At 66.2% G+C, this 16486-nt stretch carries 13 protein-coding genes and 1 riboswitch; of the genes, 7 read left to right on the forward strand and 6 right to left on the reverse strand.

Annotated elements, in window-relative coordinates:
* Positions 1–23: 23 nt before the first annotated feature.
* A complete protein-coding gene (locus tag BLU38_RS30150) occupies positions 24–1313 on the reverse strand; it encodes a YhjD/YihY/BrkB family envelope integrity protein (protein ID WP_091531186.1) in 1290 nt (429 codons plus the stop codon).
* Between the two features lie 151 nt (positions 1314–1464).
* Positions 1465–2565: an SLC13 family permease gene (locus BLU38_RS30155; RefSeq protein ID WP_091531189.1), complete on the reverse strand. Its 1101-nt coding sequence runs from the start codon at positions 2563–2565 to the stop codon at positions 1465–1467.
* Between the two features lie 330 nt (positions 2566–2895).
* Here BLU38_RS30155 and BLU38_RS30160 point away from each other — a divergent pair, with 330 nt between their 5' ends.
* The 7 genes from BLU38_RS30160 (at position 2896) to BLU38_RS30190 (ending at position 10495) form a co-directional block, all read left to right on the forward strand.
* Complete coding sequence (locus BLU38_RS30160; RefSeq protein ID WP_091531193.1) at positions 2896–5013, forward strand: ABC transporter substrate-binding protein; 2118 nt, start codon at positions 2896–2898, stop codon at positions 5011–5013.
* 66 nt (positions 5014–5079) lie between these two features.
* Entirely contained in the window at positions 5080–6066 is a 987-nt protein-coding gene (locus tag BLU38_RS30165) for an ABC transporter permease (protein WP_091531195.1), read from the forward strand.
* 12 nt (positions 6067–6078) lie between these two features.
* Positions 6079–7206: an ABC transporter permease gene (locus BLU38_RS30170; protein ID WP_091531198.1), complete on the forward strand. Its 1128-nt coding sequence runs from the start codon at positions 6079–6081 to the stop codon at positions 7204–7206.
* Between the two features lie 58 nt (positions 7207–7264).
* Positions 7265–8449, forward strand: a complete 1185-nt coding sequence (locus BLU38_RS30175) for an ABC transporter ATP-binding protein (protein WP_197679927.1) — start codon at positions 7265–7267, stop codon at positions 8447–8449.
* 1 nt (position 8450) lies between these two features.
* Positions 8451–9617 carry an ABC transporter ATP-binding protein gene (locus BLU38_RS30180; protein ID WP_172836251.1) on the forward strand — a complete coding sequence of 389 codons (1167 nt, stop codon included), beginning with the start codon at positions 8451–8453 and terminating at the stop codon, positions 9615–9617.
* Positions 9614–10180 carry a hypothetical protein gene (locus tag BLU38_RS30185; RefSeq protein ID WP_091531201.1) on the forward strand — a complete coding sequence of 189 codons (567 nt, stop codon included), beginning with the start codon at positions 9614–9616 and terminating at the stop codon, positions 10178–10180. Before BLU38_RS30180 ends, BLU38_RS30185 begins: the two co-directional genes overlap by 4 nt.
* Positions 10181–10213: 33 nt before the next feature.
* Positions 10214–10495, forward strand: a complete 282-nt coding sequence (locus BLU38_RS30190; RefSeq protein ID WP_091531205.1) for a 4a-hydroxytetrahydrobiopterin dehydratase — start codon at positions 10214–10216, stop codon at positions 10493–10495.
* Between the two features lie 41 nt (positions 10496–10536).
* Here the strand turns inward: BLU38_RS30190 and BLU38_RS30195 are convergent, their stop codons facing one another.
* The 4 genes from BLU38_RS30195 to BLU38_RS30210 form a co-directional block, all read right to left on the reverse strand.
* Complete coding sequence (locus BLU38_RS30195; RefSeq protein ID WP_091531208.1) at positions 10537–11091, reverse strand: isochorismatase family protein; 555 nt, start codon at positions 11089–11091, stop codon at positions 10537–10539.
* Between the two features lie 793 nt (positions 11092–11884).
* Positions 11885–14782, reverse strand: coding sequence for an aminomethyl-transferring glycine dehydrogenase (gcvP, locus tag BLU38_RS30200; RefSeq protein WP_091531211.1), 2898 nt, complete (start codon positions 14780–14782; stop codon positions 11885–11887).
* A 105-nt stretch (positions 14783–14887) separates the two neighbouring features.
* Positions 14888–14986: riboswitch (glycine riboswitch) on the reverse strand.
* 80 nt (positions 14987–15066) lie between these two features.
* Positions 15067–15984 carry a hypothetical protein gene (locus tag BLU38_RS30205; protein ID WP_157683876.1) on the reverse strand — a complete coding sequence of 306 codons (918 nt, stop codon included), beginning with the start codon at positions 15982–15984 and terminating at the stop codon, positions 15067–15069.
* Positions 15985–16091: 107 nt separating this feature from the next.
* A complete protein-coding gene (locus tag BLU38_RS30210) occupies positions 16092–16421 on the reverse strand; it encodes a VOC family protein (RefSeq protein WP_091531216.1) in 330 nt (109 codons plus the stop codon).
* Between the last annotated feature and the right edge of the window lie 65 nt (positions 16422–16486).

Genomic DNA, 16486 nt, shown 5'->3' on the forward strand with positions numbered 1-16486 from the left:
TTCGAGGTCCGAGTTGCGAATGTTCATCGACGGCGCGGCAGCTTTCTGATCAGCTGGGCGATGACCGATCCGGCTCCGACTCCGGTGGCGACGCCGACCAGGTAGCCGGCGCGGGTGCCGATCTTGACCGAGCGGGCCGCGACAGGCGTCGGGACCAGACCGGGGGTCTTCGACCACGGGCCGCGTGGATCGTCCGGTGAGGTCGTGACCTCGGGGGCCTGCTGTGGAGGACCTGCCTCAGGTCGAGATCCGCCCCCTGTTTGATCGGTGGATTGCTCGGTGTCCCGATCCCCCGCTTCGGTACCCGAGGTGCCGCTCTCTGCGGCAGCAGCATCCGTCTGTGCAGCGGCCGCACCCGCAGGCAGCTCGTCGATGACCTGCGCGTCGGCGGCCGAAATCTGATCCGGATCCTGGGCGAACACCGGTTCGGCGGGGTGCTCGGCGGTGCCGATCCAGGCGGCGACGAACAGGATCAGGCGGGCGAACAGGTTGAAGAACAGCATCAGTGCGATCACCGGCCCGAACAGAGCCGCCGCAGGATTCCCGGCGAACTTGCTGATCAAGAAGCTGGTCAGATACTGCAGCACTCCCAACCCGATGGCGCCGATCAACGCCCCGCGACGAACGAACTTCCACGGTTCGCGGGTCTCGGGCAACACGATGTAGAGGTACATGAAGATCAACCAGCCGGCACCGACCGAGACCAGGATCGGCACCAGCTTCAGCACCGGACGGAGCCAGCCGACGTCGTCCAGTCCGATCCAGCCAATGATGTTGTCGCTCAGCGCGGTCGACACCGATGCGATGCCGAACGTCACCGCCATCATGATCAACAGCCCGAGCAGGATGACCAGGTTGCTCAGTGTCTTGATCAAGAAGTTCTGTTTCTTGACCTGCATGTCGAAGCTGGGCCGCCACTGGGCTCGTACGGCGTCTTTCAGGTTTCCCATCCAGCCCGCCCCGGAATACAGCGCCGACAGAGCGCCGACGATGCCGATCGCCGCGTAGTTCTTCAACGCGTTCTCGATCACCCCGCTGATGCTCTTCCGGGTGCCGGCATCCATGCTGCCCAACGCCTCGTTGATCTTGCCCAACGTCTCGTCCATCAGCTGCGGCATGGCGACCACCAGGATGAATCCCAGGACCGAGAACGCGAACATGATGATCGGGACGATCGCCAACACCGAGAAGTACGTGATCGCGGCCCCGAACTGGTTGCCGAGGCGTTCACCGAATCGCGTGTTCGCCCGGAGCAGATGCGCGATCACCGGCCGGCTGGTGATCTTCGTCGCCTGTTCCTTCAGCTCGGACATCCCTGTTCCTCCAGCTCGGACATCGTCGGTCACAGCTTCGTCTCGGTCCCCGGCCCGGCCGTTCGGCGACCGGTTGCCAGTCGTCCTCCCTATTCATACCGCCTGTGGGTGTCGTCACAGATCCGGGGCACCCGCGCCGCTGGCCGGTGAGTCAGGTGAGCGAGATGGCGGCAGTGCTGCCGAGCAGCAACAGGGGTACCAGAATCAGCCCGCGGACGGCGAACTTCGCCCAGCTGATCCGGACCCCGGCCGACCGGCAGCGAGCGGCCCACAGCAGGGTCGCCAGGCTCCCCCAGGGCAGGATCAACGGCCCGGCGTTCACGCCGACCAGCAACGCCGCCATCCGCACCGGGGAGTCGGCCAGCGGCTCCAACGCCAGATACGCCGGCAGATTGTCGATCAGGTTCGACCCGCCGGCCGCGACGGCGCTGAAACGCAGCAATGCCGGCCAGGAGTCACCGCGGCCGGCCAGCGTCGCGAGCATCGTCGCCAGACCGTGATCGTGGGCGAACTGGACGACCACGAACAGGGCCGCGACGCCGAGCACCATCTTCCACGGCAGCAACTTCCAGGTCAGGGCACGCGGCCGCCGGAGCAGATAGGCCAGCACCAGGATCGCCGCCCCGACCGCCGCGGCGACGGTCACATCGACTCCCACCGCGAAGGCGGGGCCGAGCGCGGCGCACACCACCGCGGCGACCACGAACAACACGCGATCACTCACCGGGCGCCAGCCGGGCAGCTGATAGCGGCCGCGGAGCCGGCGGCGATAGATGACCATCAGGGCGACAACGGTGATCAACCAGGCCGCGGCGGCCGGCGGCCACATCAGCCCGGCGAACCCGCCCATCGTCGACAGATCGGGACGACCGACCGTGTCGCCGGCCAGCCACGACATCGCCAACAGATTGGTCAGATTGGACACCGGGAAGATCAGCGACGCGGTGTTGGCCAGCCAGACCGCGGTGAAGGCGAACAGGCCGAGACTGAGCCCGAGCCGGCGAGCCAGCACCAACACCACCGGTGTGATCAGCACCGCCGTGGTGTCCAGCGACAGGACCGCGGCCGAAACGGTCGCCACCACGACGACCAGCAGCCACAGCGCCAGCACCGACCCGCGGGCCAGCCGGGCGGCTCCGTAGGCCAGTGCCCGGAACACACCGATCAGGTCGGACAACTCGGCGATGACGGTGATGCAGACCAGGAACGCCAGGATCGGGCCGACCCGGCCGAACAGCTCGCCGAAGTCCACGACAGCACCCTACGACGCCTTCGCCGGGCCCCGATGACTCAACCTGTAGGACATCCGATGGCATTTCGGCCCGGGACGGATACCATCCGGACGACCCGCGGCGCCCCAGCGACGCGCCGAGAATCGAGCTGATGGCGGACAGGAAACCTTGAGGCGTGGTAACGATTCCGAACTTGGCTTGAAGATTTGGGCGAGTTTGCTTTCCCAGGCAGACTTCCGGCATACGATCCCTTCACGCAAGCAACGCAGCGTTCGAAGGGCGGCTCCCGTTGCGGGGGCTGCCCTTCCGAGCACTGAGACGAAGAAGTCGGGCACAACGGAGGACCAACGATGGACGCTTCCCAGATCACACGTCGGAGCTTTTTGTACGGCTCCGCGCTGGTAGCCGGTACTGCGGCACTCGCTGCCTGCAGTTCCGGCGACAATTCACCCGGGGGCAACAGCGGCGACGGCGGCGGCGCATCTGGGGCGAAGGGGTCAGAGACCAAGGCACTTCCCAAGCCGGGCAAGTTCCAACAGGCGCCGACGGTGGACAAGAGTCTGCCGGCTGTTGAGGAACGACTCCCGGAAAATCCGTACGTCATTCCGCACCGCTGGGTCAAGGCCGGCAAGTACGGCGGCAAGCTGAACATGAACACGTTCTCCACCCAGGGCGCGGTCAAGGCCGACTCGGACCGCAACTTCTTCTACGGGCATTCCCCGTTGCGGTGGCTCAACGACGGCAAGGACATCGGTCCCGGCATCGTCGAGAAGTGGGAGTCCAACGACGACGCCTCGGAGTGGACCTTCCACTTCCGCAAGGGCTTGAAATGGTCGGACGGCAAGGACTTCAGCACCGACAACATCATGTTCTGGTGGGACAACTTCATCATCGACCAGAAGATGGCCCAGACTCCGCCGGACGAAGCACGCTCCGGCAAGGGCACGCTGGCCAAGTTCAAACCGGTCGACGAGTACACCCTGACGATGACCTTCGACGCCCCGGCACCGCTGACCGCGGACCGGATGGCGATGTGGGTCAACGGCAACATCGGGAAGAATGGCCCGATCTGGGTGATGCCGAGCCATTATCTGAAGCAGTTCCACCCGAAGTACAACAAGAAGGTCAAGGCCGACTGGGACACCGTCGGTGGCCTGATGGAACAGAAGGCCGACTGGCACCGCAACCCGGACTGCCCGACGCTGACCGGCTACAAGTGCAAGACCTTCGACTCCAACAAGGGCGTCGTGCTGGAGCGCAACCCGTACTACTGGTGCGTGATGCCCAACGGCGACCAGCTGCCCTACATCGACGAGATCCAGATCAGCATCGTCACCGACCCCGAGGCCGGCAAGCTGCAGGTCCAGCAGGGCTCGGTCGATGTCTGCCACGGCAACTACAACCAGGTGTTCCTGGGTGATGTCCAGGGCATCCGGGACAGCGCCGCCAAGGCCAACACCGAGGTCACCCTGTGGGACAGCGGATCGGGCACCGGGTCGATCTTCTTCTTCAACTACGACTACCCCGACGACGACCTGCGCAAGCTGATCCGGGAGCCGAAGTTCCGGCAGGCCATCTCACACGCCTTCAACCGGGAGGCGGTCCGCAAGTCGGTCTACTTCAACACCGGCGAGCCGACGACCGGCACCCTCAGCCCGAAGGCGATCGAGTACACCGTCAACGACACCGGCAAGCAGGCCTACAAGAGCTGGCGCGACGCCTATGTGGAGCACAACCCGGACAAGGCCAAGAAGATGCTCGACGAGCTCGGCCTGAAGGAAGGCAGTGACGGCGTCCGGAAGCTGCCCAACGGCAAACCGCTCAAGCTGCGGCTGGATTACCAGGCCGATGAGTCCAACGAGCACAAGACCAAGGACAACCAGCTGGTTTCGGACCTGAAGGCCGTCGGTCTGACGATGGAATTGAACCCGATCCCACCACAGACCTACGACGATCAGTGGAAGACCGGCAAGCTGATGGCGCACAGCAACTGGGAGGTCGGCGACGGGCCCAACCACCTGGTCTACCCGCAGTGGCTGGTGCCGATCGAGTACACCCGCTACTGCCCGCTGGAAGGCCAGTGGTACCAGCAGCTCGGCACCAAGACCGCCGGCACCGAGGAAGATGTCGATCCCTGGAAGCGGCACCCACCGCGGATGGAGCCGGAGCAGGATGGCCCGATCAGGAAGCTGTGGGACATCTACGACAAGTCCAAGGTCGAGCCGGACGAGATGAAGCGGTACCAGCAGGTCTGGGACATGATCAAGATCCACATCTCCGACGGTCCGTTCTTCATGGGATCGGTGGCCAACTACCCGCAGGTCGAGGTGATCAAGAAGGATCTGCGAAACTTCCCGCGCAAGGAGAACCTTGCCCAGGGCGGCATGGTCAACCCGTGGATCCACCCGACCCCGGCGGTCTACGACACCGAGACCTGGTACTGGGAGGATCCGACCAAGCACGAGTAACCCTTCCCAGCAAGAAGATTCCGTCAGTACGCTCAACAAGGTCAGTAACGAGGGAGGGCCTACCCCGTGCTCGTTTTCGTCGCCCGGCGGTTGCTGTATGCCGTCATCACGATCGTCGCCGTGTCGCTCGTCGCCTTCTTCATCATCGAGTTGGCGCCGGGCTCGGCACTCACCCAGGAGATCTCCCGGCTCCGGGCACAAGGAAACATCGTGTCCACCGAGCAGGTCGCCGCTCTGGAGGAGCAGTACGGCATCAACGATCCGTGGATCGTCAAATACGCCAAGTGGGCCGGCGGCATGCTGCACGGCGACTTCGGCCAGTCGTTCCTGTATCGGCAGCCGGTGGGTGATCTGATCTGGAGCCGGCTGGCGTTGTCGTTCAGCCTGGCGCTGGGCGCGATCATCGTCGCCTGGGCGATCGCCATCCCGGTCGGCGTCTACTCCGCGACCCATCGCTACACGGTGCCGGACTACATCATCACGGTGATCCAGTTCGTCGGCGTGGCGATCCCGGAGTTCCTGTTGGCGTTGGCGGTGATGACCGCAGCGTCGAAATGGTTCGGGATCGACGTCGGAGGGTTGAACTCCAACGAGTTCAGAAACGCTCCGTGGAGTCTGGACAGATTCGTCGACATGCTCGGGCACCTGTGGTTACCACTGGTGGTGATCGCGGTCGGCAGTACGGCCTGGCTGACCCGCGTGATGCGGGCGAACCTGTTCGACGTGCTCGGCCAGCAGTACGTGCAGACCGCGCGTGCCAAGGGTGTTGCCGAACGCAAGGTGATCTGGAAGCACGCGGTCCGCAATGCGCTGCACCCGTTGGTGATGACGTTCGGTTCGACCCTGTCGGTGTTGATCTCCGGTGAGGCGATCATCTCGATCGTCTTCGCCCTGCCCACCACCGGCCAGGCCTTGATCGAGACCTTGATCAGTAAGGACACCTATGTCGCGGCGACCTTGCTGTTGTTCCTGTCGATGCTGTTGGTGATCGGCAACCTGATCTCCGACATCCTGCTCGCCTGGATCGATCCACGCGTCAAGGCCGCGGACTGAGGAGCCCCTGAGATGACTACAGCTATCGCACCGGCTCCCGAATCCGAACACGAGCCGACCCCGACCAAGATCGACGAGCCGAGCAAGGTCGGCGAGATTCCGCAGTGGAAGCTGATGCTGCTGCGGTTCCGGCGCAGCAAGCTGGCCGTTGCCAGCGTGGTGGTGTTGATCTTCCTGTACCTGGCGGCGATCTTCGCCCCGTTCCTGTCGCCGAACGACCCCGCATCGGTGAACCAGGACTTCAAGTACGCCAAGCCGAGTCAGCTCACCCTGAACGGTGGTCCGGGCATGTGCCGGGTCACCCAGGAAGTCGACCCGATCAACATCAAGACGGTCTACAAGACCGACTGCAACAACGCGATCCCGATCCACTTCTTCGGCAAGGGTTTCGAATACAAGGTGCTCGGCATCATCCCGACCGACCGGCACCTGATGACGGTCGACGAGGGACGGTTGCTGCTGTTCGGCGCCGACAGCAACGGCCGGGACATCTTCAGCCGGACCATCTACGGCGCCCGGGTCTCGATGACCATCGGTCTGCTCGGCGTAGCGATCGCGACCATCCTCGGCGTGATCATCGGCACCATCTCCGGCTATGCCGGAGGACGGACCGACAACGTCATCCAGCGTTTCATCGAAGTCATCATGTCGATCCCGACCCTGCCGTTGTGGGCGACGATGGCGGCGGTGATGCCTCAAGACCTGTCGGTGACCAACCGGTACTTCCTGATGACGATCATCTTGTCGTTGGTCACCTGGACCGGCCTGGCCAGACAGATGCGCGGCAAGGTGATGGCCTACAGCGCATCGGATTATGTGGCGGCGGCACGATCCGCAGGCTCGTCCCACATGCGGATCATCACCACCCACCTGGTCCCCAACGCCACCAGTCACATCGTGGCGGTGTCGATGCTCCAGGTGCCGGCGACCATCCTGGCCGAGACGTCGCTGTCCTTCCTCGGCATCGGCATGCTCGACCCGGCGATCAGCTGGGGTGTGCTGCTCCGTGATGCATCCAAGCTGGACGTCCTCCAGCAGTACCCCTGGATCCTGATCCCCGGCCTGGCCGTGATCTTGACGATCACCTGCTTCCAGCTGCTGGGTGACGGCATCCGCGATGCGGTCGACCCGTACAGCTGATCGTGCCGACATCACCAGCCCGACCAACGTTCACCATGATCATCAGAGGACGCCTGACGTGACTACAGCTTCCACGGCAACGCCGGCCGCTCCTGCGACCGGCGACACCGATTCGATCATCTCGGTCCGCGACCTCCAGGTCGAGTTCCCGTCAGCGCTCGGAGTCGTCCGGGCACTGAACGGGGTCAACTTCGAGATCCCGCGCGGCAAGGTGATCGGCATCGTCGGCGAGAGCGGCTGCGGCAAGAGTGTCACCGCTCGCGCCATCATGCAGATCATCGAGCACCCCGGGAAGATCACCGAGGGCACCATCGAGTTCCACCGCCCCAAGGGCGAGTCGGCCTCGCAGATGCTCAGCGAGGTCTCCTCCGAGGTGGACGTCGCCAAGACCGACTCCGGCGGCATCGACATCACCAAGCTCGGTCCGCGCAGCGACGCGATGCGGGCACTGCGCGGTGCGGAGATCGCGATGATCTTCCAGGAGCCGATGACCTCACTGAACCCGGTGTACACGGTCGGGTCGCAGATCGAGGAGGCGATCCTGCTGCACCAGACCTCGGACAAGCGGCAGGCCAAGGAACAGGCTGTCGACATGCTCCGCCAGGTCGGCATGCCCAATCCGGAACGGATCGCGGACTCCTATCCGCACGAGTTGTCCGGCGGCATGCGGCAGCGCGCGATGATCGCGATGGCGTTGTCCTGCCACCCGGCGCTGTTGATCGCCGACGAGCCGACCACCGCGTTGGACGTCACCACCGAGGCACAGATCCTGGCATTGATGCGCAAGCTGAAGGCCGAGATCGGGATGTCGATCATGTTCATCACCCACAACATGGGCGTCGTGGCGCAGCTCTGCGACGAGGTGATCGTGATGTATCTCGGCCGGGTCGTCGAACGTGCCTCGGTGGACGACATCTTCTACGCACCGAAGCATCCCTACACCCGTTCGCTGTTGCGATCGATCCCCCGGATCGGCTCGGCAGAGCATTCCAAGCTGGAAACGATCAAGGGCTCGATCCCCGACCCGTACAGCCGGGTCTCGGGGTGCACCTTCCACCCGCGCTGCCCCGACTTCATGCCGGGCGTCTGCGACACGGTGATCCCGGAGGAGACCCTGCTGGCCGGACCGACCACGCACGGCGTCCGCTGCCACCTGTACGACGACGAGGTCGGATCGACGAAGGCGTCGTCATCCGACGGTGCGACCGATCAGCCGACCAGCGCGTCGAGGACGGAGGCCTGAGATGACCGACACGGCAACCGAAGCCAAGCACGTCGACTCCGAGATCGGCGCCCCGCTGCTGGAGGTCACCGGACTCAAGCAGCATTTCCCGATCAAGGGCGGCGTGCTGCGCCGGACGGTCGGCGCGGTCAAGGCCGTCGACGGCGTCGACCTGACGGTGAAACGCGGCGAGACCCTGGCCATCGTCGGCGAGTCCGGCTGCGGCAAGAGCACCACCGGCCGAGCGATCCTGCGGCTGTTGCAGCCCACCGACGGCGAGGTCGTCTTCCATCACCCAGAGCTCGGCGCGGTCAATGTCGAGTCTGCCGACAACAAGACGATGGAACAGATCCGTCCGCGGATGCAGATCATCTTCCAAGATCCGTTCGCCTCGCTGGACGCCCGGATGACCGTCGGCCGGGTGATCGCCGAACCGTTGGTGATCAACAAGGTGCTGAAGGGCCAGGCCCTGCGGGACCGGGTTGCCGAGCTGCTGACCATGGTCGGCCTCCGCCCCGAGCATGCCAGCCGCTATCCGCACGCCTTCTCCGGTGGCCAGCGGCAGCGGATCGGGATCGCCCGGGCGATCGCGCTCGATCCGGACCTGATCATCTGCGACGAGGCGGTGTCGGCCTTGGACGTGTCGGTGCAGGCCCAGGTGATCAACCTGCTGGAGGACCTGCAGGACCGGTTGCACCTGACCTACGTCTTCATCTCCCACGACCTGTCGGTGGTGGAGCACATTTCCGACCGGGTGGCGGTGATGTACGTCGGCCGGGTGGTCGAGATCGGCAACACCGAGGACCTGTTCTACAACCCGAAGCATCCCTACACCGAGGCGTTGTTGTCGGCGCTGCCGCAGCCGGATCCGCGGAGCCGTACCGAGATCGTGCCACTGACCGGTGACGTGCCCAGCCCGGCCAACCCCCCGTCGGGCTGCTACTTCCACACCCGCTGTCCCTACGCCAAGGACATCTGTTCGACCGATACGCCACCGCTGCAGGAGATCGCCGGCGGCAACGGCCGCAAGGTCGCCTGCCACTTCGCCGAGGAACTCCAGCTCAACGGAGCCGTGGTGCCGTCCCCGGAGGCGGTTCCCGATGCGTCCAGCGGCACCGCGGAGAACGCCTCCGACAACGACACGGACAACGACACCGATACCGACACGAGCAAGGCAGCAGCACGATGAACGACGTCAAGTCGCGGACCGGTCGACCCCAGTTCACCGGTGTCACCACCTTCTCCGACCCCCAGGGCCGCTATGAGTTCCGGCATCCGTGGGGGTGGGAACGCTCCGATCTGGAGGACGATCGGGACGGTGTGATCGTCCGCCCCGAGATCGACGACGAGGCGACATACTTCGCGGTCTGGGTGACCGAACTGGAGTTGAGTGTCGTTGCCGAGGATCTGCCGGATCTCCGGGACGGTCTGGACGACGGGCTCGCCCAGCTGCCTGATCTGGTGGTCGAGAACGCGGTGGAGAACACCTACAACAACATCGTCAAGCTGGAACGGACGATCACCTTCACCGAGGACGGCCAGACCCGCAAGCGGCGGCTGTGGGCCTTGTACGCCGACCGCTGGCAGTACCTGGTCGCCTATCAGGGTTCGACGGTCGAGGAGTTCCACTACTGGCTGCCGATGGGCAACTACTGCTACACCGCGTTCCAGCTGCCGCAGGCGCTGTGGTTCGCCACCGACCCGAGTGTCAACGACAAGCCGCCGGCCGAGGAACCTCAGCTCGAGCTGTAACGGTTCGACCGGCGGAGCACTAACGTTGGTGCCATGAGCCGGACACTGGATACAGCAGAGATCACCCGGCAGTTGCAGGATCTGCCGGACTGGAAGGCCGACGGCGACCAGATCGCCGCCGACTTCACCTTCGACGACTTCGGTGCCGCGATGGTCTTCGTGAACCGCGTCGCCGAGATGGCCGAGGAGGAGAACCACCACCCCGACATCGACATCCGCTGGAACAAGGTCCATCTGGTCCTGACCAGTCACGATGCCGGCGGTCTCACCCAGCGCGACATCGAGATGGCGCACCGGATCAGCCGCGGCGAGTAGTCGCTCCTGGTCTCGACCGCTCGGATCTCGATCACCGGGCGTCAGTCGGCGAAGGTGACCTCGTCGGTCGTCGCGACTGCAGCGGTACGTCCCGGTGCGGCGTGATTGCCCCAGTACAGGTTGGTGTGCGCGATCACCGCCTCCGGTGGCGGAGCGCCCCACGCGGACAGATCCTCGGTGGTGTGGGCGTCACCGACCAGGGTGACGTCGTAGCCGCGGACCATCGCGCCGTGGATCGTGGACCGGATGCACTCGTCGGTCTGTGCTCCGACCACCACCAGATGTCCGCTGCCGGCCGCCGCCAGGACCTCCTCCAGATCGGTGTCCTCGAAGGCGTCGGCATAGTGCTTGTGCACCAAGGCTTCCGGGGCATCCCGGGACAACTCCGGCGCCAATTGCCACCCGGCACTGTCCTTCGGCAGCTGATCGGAGAAATCCTGGACCCAGACCACCGGCACCCCACCGGCCCGAGCCCGACCGACCAGCGCCTTGATGTTGCCGACCACCCGATCCCGCTGGTACGTGCCCGCAACCACATCCCGCTGCACATCGATCACCACCAGAGCCGTCCCGCTCCGCCCAGCCAGCGTCGTCATCGTCGCCTCCCCAGTTCCCCGGCTCGTCCATCGATCCAGTCCGCGAACCGTTGTCCGGACCGTTCGATTCCGCAGACCGTTCGATTCGCCCACGATCCTAGGTCACGACGCGCTCATCAAATGGGGGCGAGCGGTTGCACGGCCGAGTGCCTCGGCGTGGCTGGAGAGGGAGAGCCGATGCCGACCCGTTGACGGCCGGACTACCGTCCGAAGCTCGTTCATGATCACCGACACACCTCCACCGAATGTGAGCCGATGGCTGCGGATCTGGTCAAGGGACAGCCACCAGCTCACAATCCGACTCGACAAACTCAGGGATCGAGGGCGCAGATCCCCGTTACGTTGAGCTGTGCAGACCCACCCCAGTGCAGCGACACGGCGGCACCCGACCAAGCCGGGAGGTGGTGGCACCGAGTCCGGGTGTGGTGGGCGTAAAGCGTATTCCGGGTGAGCCTGCGAACCCGGAATCGCCTCGGGCGGGACTCGGTGCCACCACCTCCCGGCGCCCACGGTGAGGTGGGGCAGCCTGTCACGCAACAAGCCTGCGAACCCGGAATCGCCTCGGGCGGGACTCGGTGCCACCACCTCCCGGCGCCCAAGGTGAGGTGGGGTCGCCTGTCACGCAACTAGCCTGCGAACCCGGAATCGCCTCGGGCGGGACTCGGTGCCACCACCTCCCGGCGCCCAAGGTGAGGTGGGGTCGCCTGTCACGCAACAAGCCTGCGAACCCGGAATCGCCTCGGCGGGACTCGGTGCCACCACCTCCCGGCCCCGGCAGAGTCCGGCCCGGAGCTCAGTCTTCAAAGGCTTCCGGCGGCGGACACGAACAGACCAGATTGCGGTCCCCGTAGACCCCGTCGATGCGACCGACCGGCGGCCAGTACTTGTCCTGGGCTCCGGCGCCGATCGGACCGCGATGGATGCCGAACGGATAGCCGGCCTCGGACCGGGTGTAGGGATGGGTCCAGTCCTCGGCCATCACCGCGGTGGCGGTGTGCGGGGCATTGTGCAGCGGGTTGTCGTCGGCCGGCCAGTCACCCGCGACGACCCGATCGGCTTCCTGCCGGATCTTGATCATGGCATCGCAGAACCGGTCCAATTCGTGCTTGTCCTCCGACTCGGTCGGCTCGACCATCAGCGTGCCGGCGACCGGGAAGCTCATCGTCGGTGCATGGAAGCCGTAGTCGATCAGCCGCTTGGCGACATCGTCGACGGTGACCCCGGTCTGCTTGGTCAACGGTCGCAGGTCGAGGATGCACTCGTGGGCGACGAGTCCGTTGTGGCCGCGGTAGAGCACCGGGTAGTACTCCCCCAGTCGATCGGCAACGTAGTTGGCGGCCAGGATCGCGTGCTCGGTGGCACGGGTCAGCCCGTCCGGTCCCATCATGGCGATGTAAGCGGCACTGATCGGCAGGATCCCGGCCGACCCGTACGGCGCCGCCGAGATCGGCCCGTGGCTGCTGGCCGGTCCGGCGGTCGCGTCCAGCGGATGACTCGGCAGGTAGGGCCTCAGGTGTTCGGCGACGGCGATCGGTCCGACCCCGGGACCGCCGCCACCGTGCGGGATGCAGAAGGTCTTGTGCAGGTTGAGATGGCTGACGTCGCCACCGAATCGGCCGGGCTGCGCGAGTCCGAGGAGGGCGTTCAGGTTGGCGCCGTCGACGTAGACCTGACCGCCGGCATCGTGCACGGCCGCGCAGATCTCGGAGATGCCGTCCTCGAAGGCGCCGTGGGTGGACGGGTAGGTGATCATGATCGCCGCGAGTTGATCATGATGCTTGTCGATCTTGGTCGCCAGATCGTCGGAGTCGATGGTGCCGTCCGGATCGGCCTTCACGACCACGACCTTCATCCCCGCCATCGCCGCCGAGGCGGCGTTGGTGCCGTGCGCCGAGGACGGGATCAGGCAGACCTTGCGTTGATCATCACCGGCGGCCTGATGGTAGGCCCGGATCGCCAGCAGGCCGGCGAACTCGCCCTGACTGCCGGCATTCGGCTGCACCGAGACCTTCGCATAGCCCGTTGCCTCGGCCAGCCAGCCCTCCAGGGTGGAGATCAACTCGCGGTAGCCGGCGGCGTCCTCGGCCGGGGCGAACGGATGCAGATCGGCGAAGCCCGGGTAGGAGATCGGCTCCATCTCGGCGGCCGCGTTCAGCTTCATGGTGCAGGAGCCGAGCGGGATCATCCCACGGTCCAACGCATAGTCACGGTCGGACAGCGCGCGCAGGTAGCGCAGCATGGCGGTCTCGCTGCGGTAGGCGTTGAAGACCGGGTGGGTCAGATAGTCGCTACGGCGTTCCGAACCGGCCAGATCGCCGCGATGCCGGCCGCTGCCGGTCCTGGCGCCGAAGGCCCGCCGGACCGCGTCGAGATCCTCATCGGTTACGTCCTCGCCGATCGAGATGCCGACCTGATCGGCGCCGACCAGCCGCAGGTGAACTCCGCGCTCCCGGGCGTCGGCGACGATCGCCGCGGCCCGCCCGGGGACGGTGATCAACAGCGTGTCGAAGAACGATTCATGGTCAACATCGACACCGTCGACCGCCCCCAGATCGGCGGCCAGCGCGGTGGCCCGCTGGTGGATGCCGCGAGCGATCCGACGCAGCCCGTCGGGGCCGTGATAGCTGGCGTACATCGCGGCGACGACGGCCAGCAGGACCTGGGCGGTGCAGATGTTGGAGGTGGCCTTCTCCCGGCGGATGTGCTGCTCCCGGGTCTGCAGCGCCAGCCGGAAGGCGGGTACCCCGGCGCTGTCCACCGAGGCACCGACCAGGCGGCCCGGCAAGGAACGCTCGAGTCCGGCCCGGACCGACATGAAGCCCGCGTGCGGACCGCCGTAGAACAGCGGCACGCCGAAGCGTTGGCTGGATCCGACCGCGACATCGGCGCCCCACTCGCCCGGCGGGGTGACCAGGGTCAGCGCCAGCAGATCGCAGGCCGCGATCACCAGTGCACCCTTGGCGTGCGCCGCCTCGGCGATCGCCCGCAGCTCGTCGGTCGACAGCAGCGCGCCGCTGGCGCCCGGGGTCTGGACGACGACGCCGAACACATCGTGGGCGTCGATCGCGTCGGTCAGCGCACCGTCGGCGACCACCACCTCGATGCCGAGCCCCTCGGCCCGGGTCCGGGTCACCTCGATGGTCTGCGGCAAGGTGTCGGCGTCCATGATCAACACCGAGCCCTGCTTGGTGTTCCGACGGGCCAGCGCCATCCCCTCGGCCACCGCGGTCGCCTCGTCCAGCAGGCTGGCGCCGGCGGTCGGCAGCCCGGTCAGGTCGGAGATCACGGTCTGGAAGTTGATCAGCGCCTCCAGCCGGCCCTGGCTGATCTCCGGCTGATAGGGGGTGTAGGCGGTGTACCAGGCCGGGTCCTCCAGCACGTTGCGGCGGATCACCGGCGGGGTGATGGTGCCGTGATAGCCGAGCCCGATCATCGCCCGCCGGGGGTTGTTCCGGGCGGCCAGGCCGCGTAGCCAGGCCAGCGTCTCGGTCTCGGTCCGGGCCGCCGGCAGATCGAGCGTCTCGCGGAGCCGGATCGTGGACGGCACCGCCCGGTCGGCCAGGTCCTCCAGGGTCGAGATCCCGAGCGACTTCAGCATTTCGGCCGTTTCGTCGTGCTGTGGGCCGATGTGCCGCGACGCGAACGGTGCCGCAGCGGCGTCGGAAGTGCTGGTCCCGGGAGAGATCGTCATGTGGCCGGTCCTTGGTCGAGAGCGAGCTGTCGGTACGGCACCGGTGGTGCCCGAGCTCCCCTCTGTCACCTGCTGACCTCACGGCCAGGGCGGCTCCAGATAGCCGGTCGATACGCGGTCCGGGTGCCTGAGAGGTTCCGGGGAGTTGCCCCTTCGGCGCCATCCTCTGGCCGGAGCCAGGATGAACTCTCTCGCGTCGACTGCTGCGGCTGGCACCAACTCTAGCCGACCGACCCCGTTCCCCTGACATCGACGCGGCCGCACCGCGCTCGCCGCGGTCGCGGTCAGCCGTGTGCGACGAACTTCAGCGTGTACGGCGGCGCGTTCTCCTCGCCCATCGTGAAGTAGCCGGAGCCGTCCGGTGCGTACTCGATCGTCTCGCCCTGTCGTTCGGCGGTGTCGACCAGTCGGACCGGGTCGGCGACGAACGCCTTGTCCAGGTCCTTCCCCGGCCGGCCGAACTCGTACACGGCCTTGTAGGTGCGGATGAGGAAGCGGTCGGCCTTCGGGTGGATGGCAGCGGCCGTCACCTTGGAGAAGTTGGTGTCCCCCTCCCTGGTCGGCAGTTGCAGTTCACCGACCTTCCTCAGCGTGGCGATCCCGTCGCCCGGCTGCGGTACCCGCTTCGGGAAGGTGTAGATGCCGCTCCACCCGGTGTTCGACTTGGTCAGCACGTAGATCCGACCGTTGACGGGATGCACCATCAGGGCCTCGGCGTTCTTCGCGCCGTCGGGGTAGGCGAAGCGGAATGTGTCGACGTGCAGGGTGCCGCTCGACTCCCCCTCCGCCAGATCCGGCTCGGCCACCCGGTGGATCGCAAAGGTCGTCGGTTGCGGCCCCGCTCGGCCGCTTTCCTTGCCGATGTCGCCGAAGTAGATGCACGAGCCCGTCGGGCAGGGGCCGACCGCCGCATCCTCCCAGTCCCACGGCACCAGGTCCGCGCGGTAGCGGCCGACGACCGACGCGTCGGTGCTGTCCAGCGCCACCACGTACGGGTTGTCCTCGCCGTGGGTGTAGAGCACGCCGGGATTGACTCGGCTGGCGGCGAGTCCGGACGGCTCGATCAACTCGGGATCGGTGACCGTACCGATCACGGTGTATCCGGGTTCGGCTGCGGCGGTCCACGGCAGCACGGCGAGAGTCACCGCAACGGCGATCATGGCAGCGACGCCCCGCGAACGGCGGGCGAGTTGGATGGTCACGACGCCATCCAACCGGAGCCGGTCGCCGTCCGCCAACGCCCAGATGTCATGTCGGCGTCACCGAGAAGGACAGCCGGCGTCACAACCCACCCGCGTAGGTCGGCCGGCTACTTGCCTCGCAGGCCGATCGGGTTGCCGTCGGCGTCGGCGAGGACGCAGACCCGTACCCCGGGCGCGACCTTGTTCGGGGCGTCCCGCTCGGTAGCTCCGGCGGCGAGCAGGGCGTCCCGGGCGGCGTCCAGGTCGTCGACGTCGGCGTAGGCCACCGGCCCGCCACCGTTGCCGGCCGGGTTCAACCCGATCTCGAAACCGTTGACGTTGTAGCCGACGTAGTAGGACTCGTCGGTGTGCGGCTCACCGAACAGTGCGCTGTAGACGGCCTTGGTTGCGGCCAGATCGGTCACCGGAACGACCAGGCTGCGAATGGTCGGGTTCATCGTCGTCTCCTGACGGGATCGGCGGTCGCTGCTCGACCGCTTTGATGGGACAACGCTAGGAGCCG

The organism is Microlunatus soli (assembly GCF_900105385.1).
Lineage (GTDB): Bacteria > Actinomycetota > Actinomycetes > Propionibacteriales > Propionibacteriaceae > Microlunatus > Microlunatus soli.